The organism is Kitasatospora sp. NPDC059973 (genome assembly GCF_042737525.1).
Classification (GTDB): domain Bacteria; phylum Actinomycetota; class Actinomycetes; order Streptomycetales; family Streptomycetaceae; genus Kitasatospora.
In genome coordinates this window covers 72,885-94,793 of record NZ_JBHWUI010000006.1, presented here as the reverse complement: position 1 = coordinate 94,793, position 21,909 = coordinate 72,885, and the positions used below count along the sequence as shown (strand labels likewise).

Sequence of the window (21,909 nt, the reverse complement as noted above, 5' to 3'; positions counted from 1 at the left end):
GGATCGACGGTAGGCACTCGCCCGCGGCCGTGACAGACACGTGGCGGACGGCTCTGTTCGCGGGACGGACACGCCTGCCGGGGCCTCGTCCGACCGGTCGACGAGGTCCGCAGTGCTCAGGCCCGGGGTGGTCTCCCGCACGACGGCGTCGACTTCGTCGCGGTGGGCGACCCGGTCGGCGTTGCCCAGGAACCGGGGGTCGTCGGCCGTAGAACAGATCCAAGGAGCCCCGCCAGAAGGATTTCTGGCGGGGCTCCTTGACATGCGGTGGGCCGGCTCAGCCGACCATTGTCGCCAGGACGGTGCGCCAGTCCTCGCCCGGTTCGGGGGTGAGGGGGGCGGTCAGGGTCCCGGTCAGGTAGTGCCAGGGGCGGCGGAGTTCCTCGTCGGTGTCGGGGGCGGTGGTGATCGGGCTGTCGGTGCCGAGGAGGCGGACCAGTTCGGCGGTGAACTCCGCCCAGGAGACGTGTCCGCTCACCGCGTTGACGACCCGGCCGGCCGCCGGGTGGCCCGGCGTGGTGCAGGCGGCGAGGGCGCGGGCCAGGGCGGCGGCGTGCACCCAGGAGGCGCCGTACCAGTGGTCGGCCACCGGGAGGGCGATCGGGCGGCCGGCCAGGGCGGCCTGGTAGAGGGCTCCGGTGGAGCCCCAGCGGAGCTGGTCGCGCAGGCGGTGGTGCGGGCCCCAGACGATCGGGGCGCGCACGGCGGTGGCCTGGCCGCTCCGGGCGGCGGCGGCTTCGAACAGGATCCGTTCGCAGTCCAGCTTGGCCTGCCCGTACGGGGTGACCGCCGCGCCGCTGGGGCTGCCCTCGGGGACTTGGGTGCCCGTCGGGCGGCCGTACGCGTCGATGCTGCTGACGAAGACGAACGGACCGCCGCCCCGCCAGCCGTCGACCAGGGCGCGCATCGCGGCGAGGTCGGTGGCGTGGTCGGTGAAGGTGCAGGCGGAGTGGATCACGGCGTCCGCCCCCTCGACGGCGCGCCGCAGGCTGTCCGGGTCGGCGAGGTCGCCCTCCGCCACCTCGGCGCCGTTCAGGGCGGGCAGGTGCGCGGACTCGGGCCGGACCAGCACGCGGACCGGCCTGCCCTGCGCCATCAGCTCCTGGAGGACCGCCGCGCCGACCCCGCCGGTCGCGCCGGTGAGCAGCACGGTGCCGGTGCGGGAGCGGGTGCGCGGGCGGGCGCCGGAGGTCCGGGCGAGGGCCGCGCGGCGCTCGTCCTCCCGGGTGGCGAGCACCGCGGCGAGGGCGCGCGGGGTGCGCTGCTCCAGGACGTCGAGGCCGGTGAGCGGCAGCCCGGTGCGGATGCGCAGGCGTTCGGCGAGCTGGACCGCGACCAGGGAGTGGCCACCGAGGGCGAAGAAGTCGCCGTCGGCGGGCGGGGTGGCGCCCAGCAGTTCGCCGAACGCCTCCCGGACGGTGTCCACCGGGCCGTCCGGAGGCAGTCCGTCACCGGGAGGTGTGGCGGCGCCCGGCAGCCGGGCGGGGTCGGGGGCGCCGTCGGGGTGGCGCGGCAGTCGGTCCACCAGGGTGACGGCGTGCGGGAGTTCGGCGGCCGGGAGGCGTCCGCGCAGGGCGGCGCGCAGCTCGGTGCCGGTCGGGGCGACCGGTCCACGGACCACCGCGTAGGCGAGCGGCGGGCCGTCGGCGCGTTCGATCACGGCCGCCTCGACCACGCCGGGGTCGGCCAGCAGGCCTTCCACGACCGGGTGTTCGGCGGCGGCCAGGAGGCGTCCCGGCAGTTCGGACAGGCGCGGGTCCGCCTCCCCCGCCACCGCCGTGAGCACGGCGGCGAAGGCGTCGAGCAGGTCGACGGCGGTGGCCTCGTCCAGCGCGTCCCGGTCGTGCTGCACCAGGCAGCGCGGCGCCGGGCCCTCCTCGACGATCAGGGCCAGGCCGAACTTGGCCAGCCCCAGGTCGAGTTCGACGTTCTCGGAGGTCAGGCCCGGCAGCGTCAGCGGTGCGGCGGGCTGGATCAGGTCGCAGGTCACCGACAGCAGCGGGGTGCCGTCGGTGCCGCGGGCGGCCGCGCCGAGCCGCTCGACCACGAGGTCGAACGGCACGTCGTGGTGCCGCTGGGCGTCGAGCAGTTCGCCCCGTACGGCGGTCAGCAGTTCCGCGAACGACGGGTCTCCGGCCGGGGCGACCCGGACGGCGAGGGTGTTGACCGCGAGGCCGACGGTGTGCCGCAGGTCGGGCCGGGCGCGGTGGCCGCTGGCGCAGCCGAGGACGAGGTCGTCCTGCCCGGAGGCGGTCCGCAGGGTGGCGAACGCGGCGGTCAGGACGACGGTGAACAGGGTGGCGCCGTGCCGGGCGCCGAGGCCGCGCAGGCGGTCCAGGACGGCGGGGTCCAGCGGAGCGGCGTGCAGCGCGGCCCGGCGTTCGCGGGCGCCGGGCGGGACGGGCCGCAGCAGCGCCGGCGGGCGGGCGCCGGTCAGCCGGGCGGCGAGCGCGTCGGCGGCGACCGTGAGTTCGGCGTCCCGGGCGCGCTCCTGGCGGGCGTACTCGGCGTACGACGGTCCCGGCGCCGGGAGTCGGGGCGGCGTCCCGTCGCGAGCGGCCTCGTACAGCGCGGCCAGGTCGGCGGCCAGGACCGGCAGCGAGCCCCCGTCGACGGCGATGTGATGGATCGTCAGGACCAGGGTGTGGTCCTGCGGCCCGTACCGCAGCAGGAGGGCGCGCAGCACCGGTCCGGTGGCGAGGTCGAACGGGCGGGCGGCCTCGGCGGCGAGCTGCACCGCGGCCGCCTCGTCCGTCGTGGCGTCCACGACCGGCAGCGGCACCGGGGCGACCGGGTCGGTCTGCTGGTACGGCTGTCCGGCACGGCTCGGGTAGCGGGTGCGCAGGACGGCGTGCCGTTCGGTCAGCCCGGTGAGCGCGGCGGCGAGGGCCGCCCGGTCGAGCGGACCGCGCAGCCGGGCGGCGATCGGGACGTTGTACAGGGCGCCGCCCTGGCCGAGGTGGTCCATCAGCCACATCCGCTGCTGGGCGTGCGAGAGCGGGGCCGGGCCGTCGGACACGGTCGGGCGGCGCGGCGGGGCGGCGGCGCTGCGCCGGCCACGGGCGCGGCGCAGCAGGTCGGCCTGGTCGACGGCGGTCACCGGCCCGCTCCCGGTGCCTCGTCCGAAGCGGCGGCGGGGCCCGTTGCGGCGGGAGCTCCCGCACCGCCCACGCCGTCGGCGGCCCGCAGGCCCCGTTCGAGCAGCTCCGCCTGCCCGGCGACGGTCGGGTGGTCGAGGAAGTCGCCGAGCGACAGCTCGACGCCGAGGTCCTCCCGCAGGTCGTCGACGACCCACATGGCGAGCAGCGAGTGGCCGCCCTCGGCGAGGAAGTCGGCGGCCGGGTCGGTGATCGGACGCTCCAGGGCCCGGCTCCAGGCCTCGGCGACGACCTGCTGGATCGGGGTGAGCGCGACGCGCTCGGCGGGGCGCTGCCCGACCTCGTCGGCGGCGGCCAGTGCCCGCCGGTCCACCTTTCCGGCACCGGTCAGCGGCAGCACGGCGAGCACCGTCCAGGCGGTGGGCAGCAGATGGGCGGGCAGTCGCTCGGCGAGCCGGGCGCGCAGCGTCCCGACGGCCTGGCCGGCGCCTTCGGCGAGGACGACGCAGGCGGTGAGGGCGGCGTCGTCCTGCCCGGCCCTGCGGACCACGACGGCCGCCTCGGCGACCTCGGGGAGCTGCAGCAGCGCGTGCTCGACCTCGCCCGGTTCGATCCGGAAGCCGCGCACCTTGACCTGCTCGTCCGTACGGCCGTGGAACTCCAGCGTGCCGTCGGGCAGTTCGCGCACCAGGTCGCCGCTGCGGTAGGCACGCCCGACGTCCGGCAGCTCGCGGAAGCGCTCGGCGGTCAGCTCGGGCCGGTTGACATAGCCCTGGGCGAGGCGTTCACCGGCGATCCACAGCTCGCCGACGGTGCCCGGCGGGACCGGCGCGAGCCGCTCGTCCAGGACGAGGACGCGGGCACCGCCGAAGGGCCGGCCGATCGGAACGGCGCCGGCGCAGTCGGCCTGGGTGACCCGGTGCAGGGTGGTGAAGGTGGTGGCCTCGGTCGGTCCGTAGACGTTGACCAGTTCGAGCCACGGGAAGGCGCGCAGCACCGAGCCCGCGTGCTCGGGCGACAGCACCTCGCCGCCGACCGCCAGGGTGCGCAGCACCCCGAAGATCCGCGACTGCCGGGCGGCGAGGTGGTGGAAGAGCGCACTGGTGAGCAGCAGGGTGGTGACGCCGAACCGCTCGACGTCGCGGCCCAGGTCCTCCGCGGTCGGCCGGTCGGCCGGCGAGACGGCGACGGCGGCGCCGCGGGCCAGCGGGGCCCACAGCTCGAAGGTGGAGGCGTCGAAGGTGACGGCGGAGTGGAAGAGCACCCGGTCGCGCGGGCCGACCGCGATGGCGTCCGGGGCGGTGACCAGGTCGGCGACGGCGCCGTGCGGGACGAGCACGCCCTTGGGCCGCCCGGTGGAGCCGGAGGTGTAGAAGACCAGGGCGGGCGCGGCCGGGTCGGCGGCGTCGGGCGCCACCGCCCCGGTCGCGTCGGTGCCGTGCTCGGTCAGCACGAGGGTCCGGTCCTCGGTGAGGCCGGCCTCGGCGAGCAGCGCCTTGTCGCCGAGGACGAGCCGGACTCCGGCGTCGGTGGTCATCTCGGCGATGCGCGGGCGCGGGTAGGCCGGGTCGAGCGGGAGGACGTGGCCGCCGGTGCGCCAGATCGCGAGCTGGGCGACGACCAGGCGGGTGGAGCGGGCGCAGAGCAGGCCGACGGCGCTGCCGGGGCCGATTCCCCGGGCGGTCAGGACGGCGGCCAACCTGGCTGCGGCGTCCACGAGTTCGCGGTAGGTGAGGATGGTGGTGCCGTCGGTCACGGCGAGCGCGTCGGGCTGCCGTTCGGCCTGTTGGGCGATCAGCGCGGGCAAGGTCGCGATGGTCATGGTGTTCCCTTCCGGGCGCCCCGGCGGTACGGCCGGGGCGCCCCAGTGAGGCGGTGCGGGAGGGTCAGGCGGTCGCGGCCGGGGCGGCCGCCCGCTCCTCGACCAGGCGGGCGACGGCCCGCAGGTCCGGCTGGCGCAGCACCAGGGGTGCGCGCAGCCGGATCCCGTACGCGCTTTCGAGCGCCTCCAGCAGTCGGGCGGCGGCGAGCGAATTGCCGCCGGACGCCAGGAAGTTGTCGGCGAGGCCGAGGTCGGCACGGCCGATCAGCTCACGGCAGAGCTTCAGTACGGTGCGCTCGGCGGGGGTGTCGCCCTCCTCCGCCGCCGCGGGCTCCGGCGGCACCGCGGCCAGCAGCGCCCGGCGGTCCACCTTGCCGTTGGCGTCCAGCGGGAAGCGGTCCACCAACCGGACGGCGGAGGGCACCGCCTGCTCGGGAAGCCAGGGCCGGACGGCGTCCAGCAGCCGCGCCGGGTCGATGCCGCCCCCGGAGGCGGCCCCGCCGGCCTCCCCGCCGTCGCCCACCTGGACGAAGGCGAGCAGCCGGACGCCACCGGCGGGCGCCTGCTCGGCGGCCACGACCGCCCGGCGCACCCGCGGGTCGCGCTCGAACGCGGCCTCGACCTCGGCGGGTTCGATCCGCACACCGCTGACCTTGACCTGGTCGTCCAGGCGGCCCTGGAACTCCAGCACCCCGTCCGCACGCATGACGACCCGGTCGCCGGTGCGGTAGACCCGGTCGGTGCCGTCCATGCCCTCGGGGGCGTCGAGGAAGCGGAGGGCGGTCAGCTCGGGGTCGAGGTACCCGGCGGCCAGGCCGCGCCCGCCGATCCGCAGCTCACCGGAGACGCCGCGCGGCACCGGCCGGCCGTCCTCGTCGGTGACCAGCACGACCGCGCCCGCGATCGGCAGCCCGATCGGCGGTGCGCCGTCGCCGTGGCCGCCGCCGGGGGCCATCGTGTGCACGGTGGTGGTGACGGTGGCCTCGGCGGGGCCGTAGGCGTTGTGGACGGTGGCGGTGACGTCCGGCCCGGGGGCGCGGCGCAGCCGGTCGCCGCCGACGGTGAGGTGGCGCAGCGCCAGCCCGGCGGGCCAGGGGCGGCCCAGGACGGGCTCGGCCAGCGGGGTGGGCAGGACGGCCACGGTGATGCCGGCCTCGCCCCACCAGTCGGTGAGCGCGCCGGAGTCCCAGCGGACCGTCTCGGGGGCCACCACCAGGGCGGCGCCGGAGGTGAGGCCGGCCCACAGCTCCATCACGTGCGGGTCGAAGGCGACGCCGATCAGCAGGCTGTGCCGCTCGCCGGGGCCGAGGCCGGTCAGCTCGCGGTACCACCGCAGCATCGCGCCGAGCGCGGGCCCGGTGACGGCGACGGCCTTCGGGGTGCCGGTGGACCCGGAGGTGAGCACCGCGTAGTGGGTGCCGGCCGGGACGGGCACCTGCGTGCCGGACGCCAGGGCGGCCACCACGCCCTCGGTGGGCAGGTCCAGCGCGAGGCGTTCGCCGCCCGGCGGCAGCAGGTCCGGCTCGCCGACCAGGCAGGCCGGTCGCAGCTGCTCGGCGACGGCCCGCAGCCGGCGCTCGCCGGGGCGCGGACCGAGCGGCAGGTGGACGGCGCCGAGCTTGGCGGCGGCCAGGGTGACGGCCACCAGCGACACCGAGTGGCCGAGGCAGACGCCGAGCAGGTCGCCCGGGCCGACCTTGCCGCGCAGGGCTTCGGCCGTTCTGTCGGCGAGGCGGTCGAGCTCGGCGTAGCTGTAGGTCCGCTCGCCGTCGATCAGCGCGGGGGCGTCCGGGGTGCGCTGCGCCCAGCTGGTGAACAGGTCGAGGATCGCGCCGTCCCGGTACGGACGGCCGGATGCGACGCTCAGGGATTCCATCATGGTCTCCTCAGTCTTGACGAACCGTCAGTTCAAGCCCATGGAGCGGGCGATGATGACCTTCTGCACCTCGGAGGTGCCCTCGATGATCGTGGTCATCCGCACGTAGCGGTACAGGAACTCCAGCGGGTGGCCCCGCACCCAGCCGGTGGCGCCGTGCACCTGGAGCGAGCGGTCGACCGCCCGCACCGCGGTCTCGGAGGCGGTGAGCTTGGCGAGCGCGGCGTTCTCGGGCGACTCGGTGCCCTCGTCGACCAGCCGGGCGCAGGCGAGGGTGAGCAGCTTGGAGGACTCGACCTCGGCCCGGGTCGACACCAGGTGCTCCTGGACGTGCTGGTACTCGCCGATCACCCGGCCGAAGGCACGCCGGTCCCTGGCGTACTCGACGCCGATGCGCAGCGCGTACTCCGCGATGCCGTTGCACATCGCGGCGACCACCAGGCGGCCGCGCGAGAGGCTGTCCATGGCGAGGGCGGTGGCCGCGCCGACCCCCTCCTCGCCGCCGATCACGGCCTCCGGGCCGACGGTGACCCCGTCGAGGAGCAGCTCGAACAGCGGCTCGCCCGACATGCCCTCGTAGCGCTGGCCGATCCGCAGCCCGGGCTGGTCCATCGGCAGCACGAAGGCGGTGGACCCGGTCGTGGGACCGGCGCCGTCGCCGAGGTCGGTGGCGGCCACGACCAGCGCGATCCCGGCGTGCTCGGCGTTGCTGACGAAGGTCTTGCGCCCGTTCAGCACCCACCGGTCGCCGTCGCGCCGCGCGGTGGTGGTGAGCCGGAAGGCGTCGGAACCGGCGTGCGGCTCGGTGAGGGCGAGGCAGCGGGTCTGCTCGCCGCGCACCAGCGGGATCAGGTGGCGCTCGATCTGCTCGGGGGTGCCGTGGCGCAGCAGCGGGCTGGGACCGTCGGAGCCGGCCAGCGCGTACGGGGCCAGGACGCAGCCGCTGCGCCCGGCGGCGTGGTGCAGCAGGACGACGGCGGTGAACGGCATGCCGGAGCCGCCGAGCTCCTCGGGGTAGTCGCCGGCGTAGAAGCCGAGCGCGGCGGAGCGCTTGCGGACGTAGCTGCGCAGGTCGCCCGGCACCTGGTCGGCGGTCTCGGGCAACTCGGCGGCCAACGGGACGAGTTCGCGTCGGACGAAGCTCTCGAAGGCCTCGACGAGTTCGCGGTGGCCGTCTTCCAGGACGGCGGAGGGCGCGGTCATTTCGGGGCCGCCTTTCACTTCTGGCCGATGAGGGCGCGGGCCTGGTCGGCCAGCACGGCGTGGCGGAACAGGGTGCGCAGCGGCGGGCGGCTGCCGAGGTGCGGCTCCAGGTGGGCGGCGAGCTGCGCGGCGAGCAGCGAGTGGCCGCCGACCTCGAAGAAGTGCGAGTCCGCGGAGAAGCGGTCGTGGCCGAGCACCTCGCGCCAGGCGGCGGCGATCAACTCCTGGGCGGGGTCGGCGAAGGCGCTCGGCGCGGTCTCCGCGTCGGCGGCCTCCTCGGCCTCGTCCGCCAGCCGGGCGAGGGCGGCGCGGTCGGGCTTGCCGCCGGGCAGGGTCGGCATCGCCGCGACGGCGGTCCAGCTCGCCGGGACGAGTCCGCCGGGCAGCCGGCGGGCGAGCGCCTCGTGCAGGCCGGCCTGGTCGGGGCGGTCGGTGCCCTCCAGGAATCCGAGCAGCCGGGGACCGGTCTGCGGGTCGGTGTGCAGCACCACCGCGCAGGAGCGGCCGCCGAGTTCGGCGGAGGCGGCGGCCTCGATCTCCTCCAGCTCGATGCGGTGGCCGCGGAGCTTGACCTGGTTGTCGGCGCGGCCGAGGAAGCACAGCCGGCCGTCCAGGTCGCGGTAGCCGCGGTCGCCGGTGCGGTAGACGCGGGCGCCGTCGAGCGCGGGGACGCTGACGAAGCGGGCGGCGGTCGGCTCCGGCAAGCCGAGGTAGCCGTCGGCCAGCATCGGTCCAGCGACGACGAGTTCGCCGACGCAGCCGGCCGGCAGCGGGCGCAGGGTGTCGTCCAGGACGTACATCCGGACGCCGTCCAGCTCGGTGCCGAGCGGGACCTCGGCGTCCGCGGCGACATCGGCGGCGGTCACCTGGTACACGGTGGAGGTGACGGTGGCCTCGGTGACGCCGTAGCCGTTCAGCACGGTGGTGTGCTCGATCAGGTCGGCGAGCGCCCGGGCGGGCAGCCGCTCGCCGCCGAGCACGAGCAGCCGGGGCGACCAGCGGTCGTCGCGCAGCGCTTCGCACAGGTCCTCGCGGACGGCGAGCAGGTAGCTGGTCGGCAGATTGGCGACGGTGACGCCGCGGGCGGCGAGGACGGCCACCAGCTCGGGCCCGGTGGGCACCTCGCGCTGCGGCACGACCAGGGCGGCGCCGACGGCGAGGGCGGGCAGCACCTCCTCCAGCGCCACGTCGAAGGACGGCCGGGCGAACAGCAGCACCCGGTCGGCGGAGGTGAGTTCGTAACGTGCGGCGATCGCGGCGACGTAGCCGGCGAGCGCCTCACGGCCGACCCGGACGGGCTTGGGCACACCGGTAGAGCCGGAGGTGTGGATCAGGTAGGCGGCGCCGTCCAGCACCGCGGCGGGCTCGGCCTTCGGGAACGCCGGGCCGTCCAGGAGCGCCGGGGTGACGCCCTCGGCGGGCAGCGCGAGGGCGCTCTGCCGGGTGGCCAGGACGAGGGCCGGGCTCAGCCGCTCCAGCAGCAGGCCGAGCCGGGCGGCCGGGTCCTCGGTGGACAGCGGCGCGTAGACGGCGCCGTGGCGCAGGCAGGCGAGCAGGGCGACCACGCTGTCCGCGCCGCGCGGCAGGACGGTGGCCACCGGCTGACCGGGGGCGACCCCGGCGGCGCGCAGCCGCTCGACCAGCGCGGCGACGCGGCGGTCGAGTTCGCCGTAGCTGATCCGCTCGCTGCCGGCCAGCAGGGCGAGCGCGCTCGGATCGTGGGCGGCGGCCGGGTCGAGCAGCGCCGAGACGTCGGCGGGCACGGCCGGGGCGTCCGCGGGCACGGCGGCGGCCGGCTCCGTCTCGGGTGCCGGGGCCAGCTCGGCGATCGGCGCCAGCGGGCGGTCGAGGTAGCAGCGCAGCAGCTCCAGCAGCCGCTCGGACAGCAGCACGGCCTCGGACTCGCGGAACAGGTCCGCGTCGTAGTCCCAGACCAGGGTCATGCCGGCGACGCCGTGCTTCTCGCCGACCACCCGGCGGTCGTCGGGCAGCAGCACCAGGTCGAGGTCGAAGCGGGTGGTGCCGGTGTTGAAGCCCTCGTACAGCGAGACCTCCAGCCCGGGCGCCTGGACGTCCGGCAGCGCCGCGTCGTGCGCGCTGAACATCACGTTCCACAGCGGGTTGTCGGCGCCGCTGGTGTGCAGGCCCAGGCGGCGGGTCAGCTCCTGCACCGGCAGGTCCTGGTACGGCAGCGCGCGCATCAGGACGTCGGTCACCTCGTCCACCGCCTCGGTGCCAGGCGCGGCGGGATCGAGCCGCAGGCGCAGCGGCACGGTGTTCACGAACATGCCGACGGTGCCCTCGAAGCCCTCCGGGCGGTTGCCGACGGCGGTGCCGACCACGAGCTCGCGGTGCCCGCTGTGCCGGCGCAGCAGCTCGGCGAGCAGGGCGAGCATGGTGCTGAACGGGGTGTGGCCGTCCGCCTTGCTGCGCTCGCGCAGCCGCTCGGCCAGGTCGGCGCCGATCGACTGGCGCAGCTGGCCGCCCCGGTGGCGGCGCTCGGCGCCCGGCCGGGCCAGCCCGGGCAGCGTGACCTCGCGCGGCGCGTCGGCCAGCTCCTTGGTCCAGAAGTCGAGAGCGCGCTCGCGGGACACGTCGGCGGCGGTCCGCGCGTGCTCCTCGTACGAGGGGGCGGCGGGCAGCTCGTAGGGCTCGCCGAGGACCTGGGCGCGGTAGACGGTGAACAGGTCGCGCAGCAGGATCGCGAAGGAGTGGCCGTCGTGGACGAGGTGGTGCTCGACGTGGATCAGCCGGTGGTGCTCCTCGGCGATCCGGACCAGGTGCCAGCGCAGCACCGGCGCCCGCTCGGTGTCCACCGGCTCCTCGGCCTCGGCGGCGAGCAGTCGCCGGAAGGCGGCATCCGGGTCGTCCTCGGCGGTGAAGTCGCTGTGGCGCAGCTCCGGTCGACACCCCTCGGCGACCCGCTGGCCGGGCAGGCCCTCGGGCCGGGGCACCAACTCCAGGCGCAGGCCCGGGTGGTGGTCCAGGACCGCGGCCAGACCCGCGTGCAGCGCGTCCCGGTCGAGGGTGCCGTACAGGTCGAGGACGGCGGTGAAGTTGTAGGCGCGGCTGCCCGGCAGCATCTGTTCGTGCAGCCAGACGATCTCTTGCGACGGAGAGAGTGCGAACATGGGCGGTTCCCTTGTGTGGTGGGCTTGTCGGCACGTCGGTGGTGGCGCCGGCGGCGGGCGTGGGGTGGTCCCGTTCCGGCTGTCAACCGGGGCGCACCGAGGTGACGGTGCGGTCCCGGGTCGGGGCATCTGCACGGTCGGGCCCGTCGGGGCCCGCGCGTCCAGGCGCGGTGGATCCGGCGAGGCGGATCCGGTGGGGGAGCTCAGGCCCGCGCGGGAGGGCGCGGGAGGTCGGGGCCCGCGGCGTGGGGCGCGGGAGGTCGGGCCCTCGCGGGACCGTGGGAGGTCGGGCCCTCGCGGTGGGGCGCGGGAGCGGTGCGGCACGGGAGCTGTGGGCACGGGAGCTGTGCGGCGCGAGCCCCGGCCGGGGCGGGGCGGGCGCGTTCGGGCCCGGTGGCCCGGCTGTGGGAGTCCCGCGCCAGGTCGGCCGCCGGATACCGGCGGCAGGTCAGGCGCCGGCGCCCGACGAAACGTCAGACGCCGTACCGCAGAGGCGGATCAGGCGAGCGCGCCCGGGCGGGGCCGGGCGTAGAGGTGCTGCCGCAGGACGGCGAGCAGGTCGGCGAAGGCGGCGTGGGCGTCGGTCTCGGCGAAGCGGTCGCTGTCCCAGGCGAGCCGGACCAGCAGGTCGTCGCCGTGCGAGGCGGAGACGGCGAGCGGGGCGGCGAGCGGTCGTCCGGCCAGGTGGGTCTCCCGGCCGGGCGTGCCGCCGAGCACCAGCGGCGGGCGGCGGTGCAGGTCCTCCAGGGTGAGCATGGCGTCCAGCGCGCCCGACCAGGCCGCCCCCGCGGTCCGTGCGGCGCGCACCACCTCGTCGAACGGGGTGCCGGCGTGGTCGAGGTCGTCCCACCAGGCGTCGGCGAGGGCGTCCAGGTCGTCGGTGGGGGTCGGACCGGCCGGGTGCACCAGGGTGTTGAGGAAGCAGCCGAGCGCGGCGGGCGCGCCGGGCGGGCGGCCGCCCCACGGGTAGCCGAGCGCGAGCGGGCCGTCCACGGGGTGCAGCCGGTGCGCGGCGGCCCCAACGGCGTCCAGCAGGGCCGGGAAGACCGCGCCGCGGGCGGCACCCTCGGCGGCGGGCAGCCGCTCGGTGAGCATCCCGGTGGACGTGGCCGCGCCGCCGCCGGCCCCGGTCAGGGCGCCGAGCCGACGGCCCCAGTGGGTCTGGGCGGCGGTCCCGCCGGCGGCGTCCTCGGCGGCCAGTTGGAGTTCGACGGCCTGGCGGTAGTCGGCCAGCGCCTGCGGGCCGGGGCCCGCCGCCGGGGCGTCACCGCCCTCGTAGGCCTCGCTCAGCCCGGCGGTGAGCACCCCGAGCGACTGCTCGTCGCAGGCCGCGTGGTCGAGCGCGAGGGCGAGCAGCTCCTCCTCGCCGTCCGGGTCCCGGGCCACCAGCAGGCGCAGCGCGGGACCGCCGGCGGGGCGGTCCAGCAGGGCCCGGCGCAGCGCCGCGCGGGCCGTGTCGCCGGGGGCGACGCTGATCCGGGCGGCCTCGGCCGAGGGGCCGCCGACCCGCAGGACGGGTGTGCCGCGCACGGTCGCGAAGCCGCCGGACAGGGCCGGGTGGTGGGCGGCGACGGCGGCCGCGGCGCGGGCCAGCCGCTCCACGTCGAGGGTGCCCCGCGGGTAGGCGAAGAACAGCGGGACGACGTCGGAGCGGTCGTGCGGCGCGAGTCGACGGGTGATCAGGAACCGTCGCTGGGCTCCGGTCAGCGGGAGCAGGTCGGCCGGGGAGTCCGCGGCAGCGCTGCGGTACCGGGCGAGGTAGGCGGAGGTGATGCTGGCGTGCACGGGAACGGTCTCCGGTTTCCGGTCGCGGCTCGGCAGGAGGTCTGGGGTCGGTCAGTGGGTGCTGGGGCTCACGGCGGGCTCCTCGGTGGCGCGATCGGGGCTGCCCCCGGCGGCGCTGTCGGGTGTGGTCGCGGTGGCGTCCCCGCCGGCGGCGGTCGACCCGATACCGTCCGGGCCGCCCGGCAGTTCGCGCATCCGCCGCAGCGGCGACAGCAGCAGCGGCACCGGCACGAGCAGGAACCCGACCGCGCAGAGCCAGAGCGCGGCCCGCGGCCCGGCCGAGTCGGCGACGATGCCGCCGCCCAGCGCGCCGATCGGCAGCGTGCCCCACACCAGGAAGCGCATGGTGGCGTTCATCCGGCCGAGCAGCTCCGGCGGGCAGACGCTCTGCCTGAAGCTGACCTGGGCGACGTTGTAGGCGACCGCCCCGAACAGCACCACCCCGGAGGCGAAGCCGAACAGCACCACGCCCAGGCCGCCGTCGGACAGCGGCCACAGCACCGCGAACGGCGCCGTCACCAGCGTGGACAGCCAGATCAGCCGGGCTTGTCCGACCCACCGCGCCAGCCGGCCGGCGCACAGCGCGCCCGCCAGCCCGCCGACGGCGGAGACCGACAGCAGCACGCCGATGGCCCCCGGTGCCAGGTCGAGCACCCGCACCCAGAAGACGGTCTGCACGGCCATCAGCACGGCCGCGAACAGGTTGGACACCGCGGTGGCGGCCGCGATCGCCCGCAGCAGCGGGTGCCCGAGCACGAACCGGACGCCCTCCCCCACCTCGGCGCGCAGCGAGCGTCCGGGCTCCGGCTCCGCGAGCGGCTCCTCGACCCGGATCCGGGCGAGCAGCAGTGCGGAGACCAGGTAGCCGAAGGCGTCGGCCACGATGGCGAGCGGCGCGCCGAGCAGTTGGACCAGTCCGCCGCCCAGGCCCGGCCCGGCGATCTGCGCCGAGGACCGGACCGTCTCCAACGCCCCGTTCCCGTCGACGAGTTGCTCTCGCGGCAGGACGGCGGGCAGGAAGGACTGGTGGGCGACGTCGAAGAACACCGTCGCCACCCCCGTGACCAGCGCCACCAGGTAGAGCTGTGGCATGGTCAGCACCCCGAGCGCCGCCGCCGGCGGGATCGTCCCGACCGCCAGGCAGCGCACGAGGTCGGCGCGGATCAGCACCGGAAGCTTGCGCATCCGGTCCAGCCAGGCTCCGGCCGGCAGTCCGACCAGCAGGAAGGCGGCGGTCTCGGCGGCGGTCAGCAGGCCGACCTCGAACGGGGTGGCGTCCAGCACCACCACCGCCACCAACGGCAGCGCGACCAGCGTGACCTGACTGCCCGTCTGGGCCGCCGCGGCGCCGGTCAGCAGGAGCCGGAAGTCGCGGTGGCCGAACAGACGGGCCCGACGGGGGTGAGGCTTCTCGTTCATTGGTTCGACTTTCCGTCACCCCTTCGACACCGGGCAACCACCGGGTCCGTTTCCGGACGAACCGCCGGTCGGCCGGATCCCGCCACTCCCCCGACCACCCCTTGCAGGCCTCTTACGCGCCCTTATGGCCCGGGCGCGGGGCCCCCGCGGCCGGTCGGCCTAGGCGGCACGGGCCGAGGAGCACCCGGGGCCCGTCGGCGGTCGGCCGTCCATTTCTCCGTCCGATATTCGGACCCCTACTTTCCGGCCATCGGACGCCACCACTCAACTTGGCCGGATTCCGTGGAGTACCGCGAGGACGTCACCCCACCGTGATATGGGCGTGACCGACGGTGGCCGCGTCGAACCATCGACCCGTCCGCCTGTCGACCCGTCCACCCGAGCTGCCGCGCCCTCAGCCCTCCGACCGACGGGTGATCGCCAGCACCGCCATGTCGTCGTCCCGCGGACCGCCGGTCCACCGCTCGACATCGGCCACCAGCGCGTCCAGCACCTCGCCCGGCCCGGCGACCGGCCCCAGCCCGGCCAGCCCGAGCACCGGGTCGTAGAACTCCCCCGCCGCGTCCCGGGCCTCGGTCACCCCGTCGGTCACCAGCAGCAGCGTGCACCCGGGCGGGAACGGCCGGCTCTCCGGCGCGGGCCGCGCGACCCCCAGGCCGCCCATCCCCAGCGGCAGCCCCGGGTCGGCCGCGTCCAACCGCAGCACGGGCGGCGCGAGACGGGCGTCGGCGCTCAGCAGGTACGGGCCGGGGTGCCCGCAGTCGAGCGTGCGCACCACCCCCTCCCGGTCGGCCCGGCCTGCGCCACCTGCTCCGCCTGGTCACCGTGTTCAACGCCGCCGAGGCCGCCGCGACCACCCTGATCCTCCCCCTGGTCCTGTCCGCCCCGACGCATCCTGCCCCGGACACCCTCGCCGTCTGGTGGGGCAACCCGGGCGACGCCCACCCCGGCGCCCTCGATGGCCTCTACGTCCACGACGGCCCGACCGCACCACCCTGGCCGCCGACCTGCTCACCGTCGCCCACGCCTCCTACGCCTGGGCCAGCCAGGACACCCCGCCGACTACCACCTCATCCTCCCCGGCGACTGGCGCGAGCGGCCCGACACCCGCGCCGCCGTCGCCTGGCGCCAGGAGGCCGCCCGCCGCGCCGGCCTCACCGCCCACCCGGAACGCCCCCGCTACGAATGGACCCCGCAGGCCGGCCTCCCGGCCCCTCCACCCGCCTGCGCTTCACCCCCGAACCCGACGACGAGGTCTTCGTCGACCTGTTCCGCCAGGTCCTGGCCGGCAGCCTCGACACCGCCTCCCGCGCCGAGGCCGACCGCGTCGGCGACGAGGCCCAGGCCCGCGAGGACGTCGTCTTCTACCGCGACACCATGCTCGGCGACCGCACCTGGTGGCGCGTCGCCCGCACCCCCGTCGCGGCTACCCCGGCGTCCTCCCCGCCCACCGCGGCCATGGCTACGCCACCGACATCCTCGCCGAGATCACCCGCCTCGTCGCCACCGATACCACCCCCGCTCCCGCCCACATCCGCGCCGACACCGACCTCACCAACACCCCCATGTCCACCGCCCTCACCCGCCTCCACTACCACAACACCACCCGCCGCCTGATCCTCTCCACCCCCTGACCCCACCCCGCCCCCGAAGCGTCAGAATGGAACCATGCCCTCCCTGGAGACCACTCCGAAGATCCGCGCGCGGATGAGCAAGCAGCGCAGCCGCGACACGGACATCGAGATCGCCCTCCGCAGGACCCTGCACGCCGCCGGTCTCCGCTACCGGGTCCACCGCCGGCCGCTCAAGAGCGTGCGACGCGAGGCCGACATCCTCTTCGGTCCGGCGCGCGTCGCGGTCTTCGTCGACGGCTGCTTCTGGCACGGCTGCCCCGAGCACGCGACGTGGCCGAAGAACAACGCCGATTTCTGGCGGGAGAAGATCGAGAAGAACCGCACCAGGGACCACGACACGGACACCCGCCTCGCCGAGGCCGGCTGGCTGTCGGTGCGCGTCTGGGAGCACGAGAACCCCACCCAGGCCGCCGAGCGGATCGTCATCCTGGTCCGCGACCGCCGCGCCGCCGGCTACACTCTCACCACATGACCAGCTCCGACGCAGCCGCCCCATTTCTCGAGAAGCCGTACATGCTGGACCTGTTCGCCGGTCCGGGCGGGCTCGACGTGGCTGCACACATGCTCGGGGTGCAGTCGCTCGGGATCGAGTGGGACAAGAACGCCTGTGACACGCGCTACAAAGCCGGGCTGGAGACGTGGCACGCAGACGTCAGCGCGGTGCGTCGGGACAGGTTCGACGAGCTCCCCGCAGAGCTGAACGTGCTGGCCGGTGGCCCGCCGTGCCAGACGTACTCGGTGGCGGGCCACGGTGCCGGCCGCAGGGCGCTGGGCGAGGTGGAGAAGCTCATCCACGCGTTGATCGAAGGATCCTCCGACGAGGAGATCGACGCGCAGCTGGAAGAGCTCGAGAAGCTGACCGGGGACCACCGGACGACTCTGGTCCTGGAGCCCCTGCGGTACGCGATCAAGGCGCTCAGCTGCGAGAAGCGGGGCAATCGCCCCTTCGACGTGATCGTTCTCGAGCAGGTCCCCCAGGTCAAGAACCTCTGGAAGGTCTACAAGGAGGCCTTGGAGAAGGGCTTGCCTGGAACGGACGGGACGAGGGTGAAGTACAAGGTCGCCGAGGTCGCGACCCTGCACACCGAGGCGTACGGCGTCCCCCAGAGCCGCCGGCGGACGATCCTGATCGCGCGACTCGCCGAACACGGCAGCCCTCGCCTTCCGCGCCCGACTCACCACACGTTCAGCCCGCACAATCCGGCACTGGGCGGCCCGGACGACGAGAAGGTGATGGCCCAGCCTTGCCAGACGGCACTGCCGGTGGCGGAAGGCACCACACCGCTCAAGCCCTGGGTCTCGATGGGTGAAGTGCTCGGGGTGAAGTCGGGACCCGAGCGCAGGAAGGTTCCGTTCCAGATCAGGTCGAACTACAGCACCGGTGGCGTCTCGGAGAATCGCGGTATCCGCACAGACCGGCAGCCGTCGTTCACGGTCACCGGGAAGGTCTCCCGCAACGCCGTCCAGCACCCGGATCTCAGTCCGCACCATCCGGAGCGTCTGTCCATTCGGGAGGCCGGCGTCCTTCAGACCTTCCCGCCCGACTACCCCTGGTCGAGCGGCGACCAGTCACAGCAGGTGGGCAATGCCGTGCCCCCACTGTTCGGCATGCACGTGCTGGCCTCGGCCCTGTCCCTGCCGACCGCGGCGGAGGAGAGGTTCCGGGACGCCTGGAAGGTGCCCACCCCCGAGGATCACGTCCTTCTTCGCAAGAAGGGTGGCTGCGACATTCCGGAGGTGGGCTGCGGCCCGAACTGCCCGAAGCCCGAGGATCAGTCCTCCCTCTCGACCTCATCCGCCGCCCGTCCCCGGACGGCCGCATCCGCGAAGAGCTCGGCGAAGTAGTCCACCAGCCTGCTCACGGAGAGTTCCGGTGCCGGTTCCTCCTCGGGCCCGGTCGGGAGCACGTGCCGTGACACCTGGCGGGCGGTCTCGGCCTCGGCGATCCAGTCGAGCAGGGGCCGGGACTCACGGTCGGCGTCGGGGGCGATCACGTCGTACATCAGTGTCGCCGCGGAGACGTTCACGGCTCCGGCGAGCGCGTTGACCTCGCGGCCGGTGGTGACGACCCCCTTCGCGACCAGCCGGACGATCGCCTGGGCCGTAGGCCGGTGGTTGATCACGGACATGCGCAACGCGGTGTTGAGGATGTCCTGGCTCCCGCAGGCCGTGACGACGGGCTCGTAGTCCGCGCCGTCGCGGAAGAGCTCGGCCGCCCACCAGAGGCGGGCGAAGGCCTGCTTGTGGTGCTGCCCCCGGAAGCGCTCGGCCGCCACCTTGGCGGGCTTGCCGTCCTTGGGCTCCGCCAGGTGCCGCCAGACCACGTAGTCCGGGGCGACGCCGAGCGCGAGGAAGTTCCAGAAGGCGGGGTCGGCCGCCTCCCTTCGGGTGAGCCGCAGCGCCGCATGGAGGCGCGGAGCGAGCCAGGCGTCGGCCTGGGTCGCCTTGAACCCGTTGCCGCGGCAGTAGCTCATGGCGTCCTCGGCCAAGTCGCGGACGGGTCGCAGCTCCCCCCTCCGGTCCTCGTGCGGAAGCCGTTCGGTGAGTTCATTGAGCTTGATGCTGGGCACGTCCTCGCGACCGCTGAGCAGCCCGTCGGTGAGGAAGTCCGCCGCCTCGGCGTTCGGCAGCAGGGCGAGGCGCTCCGGGAGGTGGACGGGTCGGTCGGTCATGCGTCGTCCCCCTGTGTGAGGCGTTCCAGGTCACGGATGGTGGTGGACAGCGTCCGGGGGACGCCGGCGCGCCGGGAGGCGGCGAAGTGGATCCGGGATTGGAGTTCCCCCCATCCGATGGCGGAGGATCCCGTGCGCGCCGCGTGGACCGCCCGCAACGCCTGCTCCGGCTCCCGGTCGGCGTACATGTCGGGGAGCATCTCCCGGAGCACCTCGCCCTGCCAACCGTGCGGGAACACCGGAGTCCCGTCTTCCTCGACCTCCAGGTCACCGACGGCGGAGTGGAAGACCGCCGTCCAGACCTCGGAGCACATCTGCGCGAGGAGGAGTTCCCGGACGGTCGCCTCCGGTCCGGTGCCGCCGTCGGCACCCATCAGGTCACCGAGGCCGTCGAAGTCGGTGTTGACCCGGACGGCGGGGATCCGACCGGTGGTGTCGACCAGCCACGGGGAGTCCTTGTAGCGCTGGAGGCGGCTGGCCCCTGCCGCGAAGTTGACCATCCTGACCTCTAGTTCGCGAGCCAACGAGGGCGCGGTCTCGATGACGTCGACGAACCACTCCACGTCGGATGTGGCGATCACGCGACCCGGCACTCCGTCGACGGTGGCCACCACGTGCACCGTGAGGGAAGCCCGGTCGAGGAGGTCGCAACGATGGACGTACAGCTCGGCGGTCCGCTCGCGGGCGTCCTCGGAGACGGCGGCGAACTCCACCGTCGTACGGGTGTTAGTGGCCCGCTCGGCGAGGACGGCGACCAACTTGACGTCCTGCCAAGGGCCCGAGGGATCGAGGGCCTTGGCCGGGAGGCCCGCGGAGAGGCGCAGTCGGGCCTGGGTCCAATCGGGGCGGTCCTCGTCGGGCCCAAGGGCGACGACGCGTTCGACGGTGGACAGGTACTTGCTCTCCACGTCCTCCCAGGGCTCGCCCTCCGCCTTGAGCTGGGCGCTGTCGACGCGCCAGGAGACGTTCCCGGTGAGCCGCCGATAGGAGTAGACCTTCACGCCTGCTCCCCCTTTCCGCTGCGGAGTTCGACGACCAGTCCGGTCAGCTGGGCCCGGACCGGGTGCCGGGAGACGTCGGTGACGCCCCGGAAGACGGCCTTGCGGCTTCCCGGCGACAGCTGCAGGGAGCCGTCGACGACCTCGCAACCGCTGATGGCGACGAGGTCCTTCCAGGGGGCGGCCGGCCGGGGGCCGGAGCGCACGTCGAACTTGGCGACCGGGGTGACCGGACGGTCCGTGTCCACCCCGGGGGACACCCGAAGGTCGACCGTGACCGACCACGCTCCCGTCTCGTCGATCAGGGCATCGACGTTGTCCAGCTCGGGCAATGCCGCTGCCACGGGACGTGCTTTCTTCGGGCCGCCGCCCACCTTGAGCCGGCCTGCGATCTTGGCTTCCCCCCCGTTGCGGCGCTTGGCCTTCGGCACGGCCACGAGGTCGCGCACGGCCGTGTTCGCAGCGGTGGTCAGCGCGGCGATGCGCCGGTAAGCGGAGGGTGAGTACGACAGCCGCAACTCCTCCGTCTGCCCCCACTTGTTGTGCTCAGGGGGCTCGGAGGCCCGCAGGAACTCCTCGGCCGCCTCGGCGCCGAGGGCCTCCGGGCCCGCCGCACGGCCGGCGAGGAGGATGGCCTGGAAGGGGTTGGTGCCGACCGGGATGTTGGTGACGGCACTGTCCTTGACGGTCATGCGGTTGCCACGCATCGAGACCATCCGGTTGGGACGGCCGTCGGCGTCCTCGGCGTCGGTGACCAGGACCACGGCCTCGTGCGGCACGGCACCGCGCGCCTGACCTCCGTGGAGCGGCACGTTGAGCTGGACGCAGGCTCGGGCGACCTGCCCCGGGCCCGTGAGCCGGTCGACGGTGGTCCCCTCCAGGAAGGCCCGCAGGGCGCGGGTGCGGGAGGGCTGGGCCACGGCCGGATCCACGTGTTCCTCCGGGATCAGCACTTCGCCGTTGCGGTACGAGCGGACGGACGCCTCCAGGTGCGGCTTGCGATCGCCGCCTCCGGTCATCGCGGCCCAGAAGTTGCGACCGAGCGCGTCGACGAGCCGGGCGTGCATGCGGTGGACGGAATCGTCGTCCTCACCGGTCTCCTCGTCGTCCACGGCGCCGTTGACGGCCAGCAGGCTGGCCACGTCGTGGGCACCGACGATGAGGAAGGAGGTGCCGGGTGCCGCGCTCTCACGCGTGAGGTGCAGCTTCTCGACGGTCTCTTCGTCGGCCCACCAGGAACGGACCACGTCCGCGGACTCAGTGGTCGGATCGGGACGTCCGAACCAGGCCGGACCGGCACACGCCCGGTCGTCGACCTCGCGCCAGGGGAGGTCGAGCCGGCCGATGAGACGTCGCTCGGTGCGGCCCTCGTGGGGCTCCGAGAGGGTGGAGTTGATCAGCACCAAGCCGAGTCGGCTGGTGGCCCACAGAGTCGCCTTGCCCAGGCCGTAGGAACCGCCGGCGCCGAGGTCCCGTTTGTGACTGTCGAGTTGACGACGGACGACGGCGGCGAAGAGCCCGTCCTCGTAGTCGCCGCCGGTCAGACCGGTGGCGTTGTAGTCGTCGACGCGGAGCAGCACGAGGCGGTCGTGCTGGTACATGTCACGCAGTCCGGCCGCGATCGTGCGCGAGACCTTGCCCTGCTTCCCGCCGTCGGCGGTGAGCGCGTCGTAGTGCGGCCGTAGGCTCTCCCAGTCGATGGCCTCGCGGAAGCGGGCGAGGGGCTCGCCGGTGAGTTCGTGCAGGGTGTACCGCACCCGCACGGGCTCGGCATGGTCGAGGCGCGCGTCGAGGCTGTTCTGCGTGGCTTCGCGGGCGAGCACCGAGACGTCGGCCTCGAACGCGAACGCCGCGGCGTTGCCGTACTCCCTGCCACCGTCGGCGTGGGCCGGCCTGTGATACCACTGGACGGGCAAGGCGAGTTGGGCGTCGGCGCTGCGCGTGTGGACGGTCTCCAGGTCGGTGTTGAGAACTTCGGCGATGCGCCGGATTGTCTCGTCCCGGGGCACGGACCGGCCGACGATCCAAGCCGAGACTGCGGCCCGGGTCACCTCCAGCTCCAGCGCCAGATCGGTCTGACTCTTCCCGGCATTCCTGAGCTGGCGTGCCAGCCAGGGGCCGAACTCCTCAGCCGCCTTCACGTCCTACCTGCTTCCGAATGGCCTGTCTTACGAGGTGAGGGCCACGCTATCGCATCACTGTTGACAGCGACACCCCCTTGTCAATCGACCTTTGACAGGTGGCATGTCCAGTGGAAGCGAGCGTCGAACA

14 protein-coding genes are annotated in these 21,909 nt (G+C 74.8%); 3 read left to right on the top strand and 11 right to left on the bottom strand.

The window, feature by feature from the left end; genetic code table 11:
• Positions 1-277: 277 nt before the first annotated feature.
• The 8 genes from ACFWA9_RS03285 to ACFWA9_RS03250 form a co-directional block, all read right to left on the bottom strand.
• Positions 278-3,100, bottom strand: a complete 2,823-nt coding sequence (locus ACFWA9_RS03285; RefSeq protein ID WP_380382697.1) for a condensation domain-containing protein — start codon at positions 3,098-3,100, stop codon at positions 278-280.
• Complete coding sequence (locus tag ACFWA9_RS03280) at positions 3,097-4,920, bottom strand: non-ribosomal peptide synthetase (protein WP_380382695.1); 1,824 nt, start codon at positions 4,918-4,920, stop codon at positions 3,097-3,099. The genes ACFWA9_RS03285 and ACFWA9_RS03280 overlap by 4 nt, the downstream gene beginning before the upstream one ends.
• Positions 4,921-4,984: 64 nt before the next feature.
• Entirely contained in the window at positions 4,985-6,796 is a 1,812-nt protein-coding gene (locus tag ACFWA9_RS03275) for an amino acid adenylation domain-containing protein (protein WP_380382693.1), read from the bottom strand.
• A gap of 27 nt (positions 6,797-6,823) precedes the next feature.
• The gene (locus tag ACFWA9_RS03270; RefSeq protein ID WP_359836532.1) at positions 6,824-7,999 is read right to left on the bottom strand and encodes an acyl-CoA dehydrogenase family protein; all 1,176 of its coding nucleotides are present in this window, start codon (positions 7,997-7,999) and stop codon (positions 6,824-6,826) included.
• Positions 8,000-8,013: 14 nt separating this feature from the next.
• Positions 8,014-11,130, bottom strand: coding sequence for an amino acid adenylation domain-containing protein (locus ACFWA9_RS03265; protein WP_380382691.1), 3,117 nt, complete (start codon positions 11,128-11,130; stop codon positions 8,014-8,016).
• Between the two features lie 498 nt (positions 11,131-11,628).
• Positions 11,629-12,915, bottom strand: coding sequence for a non-ribosomal peptide synthetase (locus ACFWA9_RS03260; RefSeq protein ID WP_380382690.1), 1,287 nt, complete (start codon positions 12,913-12,915; stop codon positions 11,629-11,631).
• 51 nt (positions 12,916-12,966) lie between these two features.
• Positions 12,967-14,334 (bottom strand): MFS transporter, encoded by a 1,368-nt coding sequence (locus tag ACFWA9_RS03255; RefSeq protein WP_380382688.1) that lies wholly within the window; start codon positions 14,332-14,334, stop codon positions 12,967-12,969.
• Positions 14,335-14,728: 394 nt separating this feature from the next.
• Positions 14,729-15,109, bottom strand: coding sequence for a PP2C family protein-serine/threonine phosphatase (locus tag ACFWA9_RS03250; protein ID WP_380382686.1), 381 nt, complete (start codon positions 15,107-15,109; stop codon positions 14,729-14,731).
• Between the two features lie 622 nt (positions 15,110-15,731).
• On the opposite strand from ACFWA9_RS03250, the gene ACFWA9_RS03245 reads away from it, so the two are divergent.
• The 3 genes from ACFWA9_RS03245 to ACFWA9_RS03235 are packed head-to-tail and all read left to right on the top strand — an operon-like array spanning position 15,732 to position 17,813.
• Positions 15,732-15,968 carry a hypothetical protein gene (locus tag ACFWA9_RS03245; protein ID WP_380382685.1) on the top strand — a complete coding sequence of 79 codons (237 nt, stop codon included), beginning with the start codon at positions 15,732-15,734 and terminating at the stop codon, positions 15,966-15,968.
• 34 nt (positions 15,969-16,002) lie between these two features.
• Positions 16,003-16,440, top strand: coding sequence for a very short patch repair endonuclease (locus ACFWA9_RS03240; RefSeq protein WP_380382683.1), 438 nt, complete (start codon positions 16,003-16,005; stop codon positions 16,438-16,440).
• Positions 16,437-17,813 carry a DNA cytosine methyltransferase gene (locus tag ACFWA9_RS03235; RefSeq protein ID WP_380382681.1) on the top strand — a complete coding sequence of 459 codons (1,377 nt, stop codon included), beginning with the start codon at positions 16,437-16,439 and terminating at the stop codon, positions 17,811-17,813. Before ACFWA9_RS03240 ends, ACFWA9_RS03235 begins: the two co-directional genes overlap by 4 nt.
• Here the strand turns inward: ACFWA9_RS03235 and ACFWA9_RS03230 are convergent.
• The 3 genes from ACFWA9_RS03230 to ACFWA9_RS03220 are packed head-to-tail and all read right to left on the bottom strand — an operon-like array spanning position 17,741 to position 21,779.
• On the bottom strand, positions 17,741-18,640 hold the full coding sequence (locus tag ACFWA9_RS03230; protein WP_380382679.1) for a DUF6339 family protein: 900 nt from the start codon (positions 18,638-18,640) through the stop codon (positions 17,741-17,743). The genes ACFWA9_RS03235 and ACFWA9_RS03230 overlap by 73 nt on opposite strands.
• The gene (locus ACFWA9_RS03225) at positions 18,637-19,641 is read right to left on the bottom strand and encodes a hypothetical protein (RefSeq protein ID WP_380382677.1); all 1,005 of its coding nucleotides are present in this window, start codon (positions 19,639-19,641) and stop codon (positions 18,637-18,639) included. Before ACFWA9_RS03225 ends, ACFWA9_RS03230 begins: the two co-directional genes overlap by 4 nt.
• Positions 19,638-21,779 (bottom strand): helix-turn-helix transcriptional regulator, encoded by a 2,142-nt coding sequence (locus ACFWA9_RS03220; protein WP_380382675.1) that lies wholly within the window; start codon positions 21,777-21,779, stop codon positions 19,638-19,640. Before ACFWA9_RS03220 ends, ACFWA9_RS03225 begins: the two co-directional genes overlap by 4 nt.
• Between the last annotated feature and the right edge of the window lie 130 nt (positions 21,780-21,909).

Bases quoted from the DNA above. Each gene is read 5' to 3' on its own strand.
- ACFWA9_RS03230 (WP_380382679.1), bottom strand. From the start codon at position 18,640: ATGACCGACCGACCCGTCCACCTCCCGGAGCGCCTCGCCCTGCTGCCG.
- ACFWA9_RS03270 (WP_359836532.1), bottom strand. From the start codon at position 7,999: ATGACCGCGCCCTCCGCCGTCCTGGAAGACGGCCACCGCGAACTCGTC.
- ACFWA9_RS03255 (WP_380382688.1), bottom strand. From the start codon at position 14,334: ATGAACGAGAAGCCTCACCCCCGTCGGGCCCGTCTGTTCGGCCACCGC.
- ACFWA9_RS03280 (WP_380382695.1), bottom strand. From the start codon at position 4,920: ATGACCATCGCGACCTTGCCCGCGCTGATCGCCCAACAGGCCGAACGG.
- ACFWA9_RS03240 (WP_380382683.1), top strand. From the start codon at position 16,003: ATGCCCTCCCTGGAGACCACTCCGAAGATCCGCGCGCGGATGAGCAAG.
- ACFWA9_RS03265 (WP_380382691.1), bottom strand. From the start codon at position 11,130: ATGTTCGCACTCTCTCCGTCGCAAGAGATCGTCTGGCTGCACGAACAG.
- ACFWA9_RS03235 (WP_380382681.1), top strand. From the start codon at position 16,437: ATGACCAGCTCCGACGCAGCCGCCCCATTTCTCGAGAAGCCGTACATG.
- ACFWA9_RS03275 (WP_380382693.1), bottom strand. From the start codon at position 6,796: ATGGAATCCCTGAGCGTCGCATCCGGCCGTCCGTACCGGGACGGCGCG.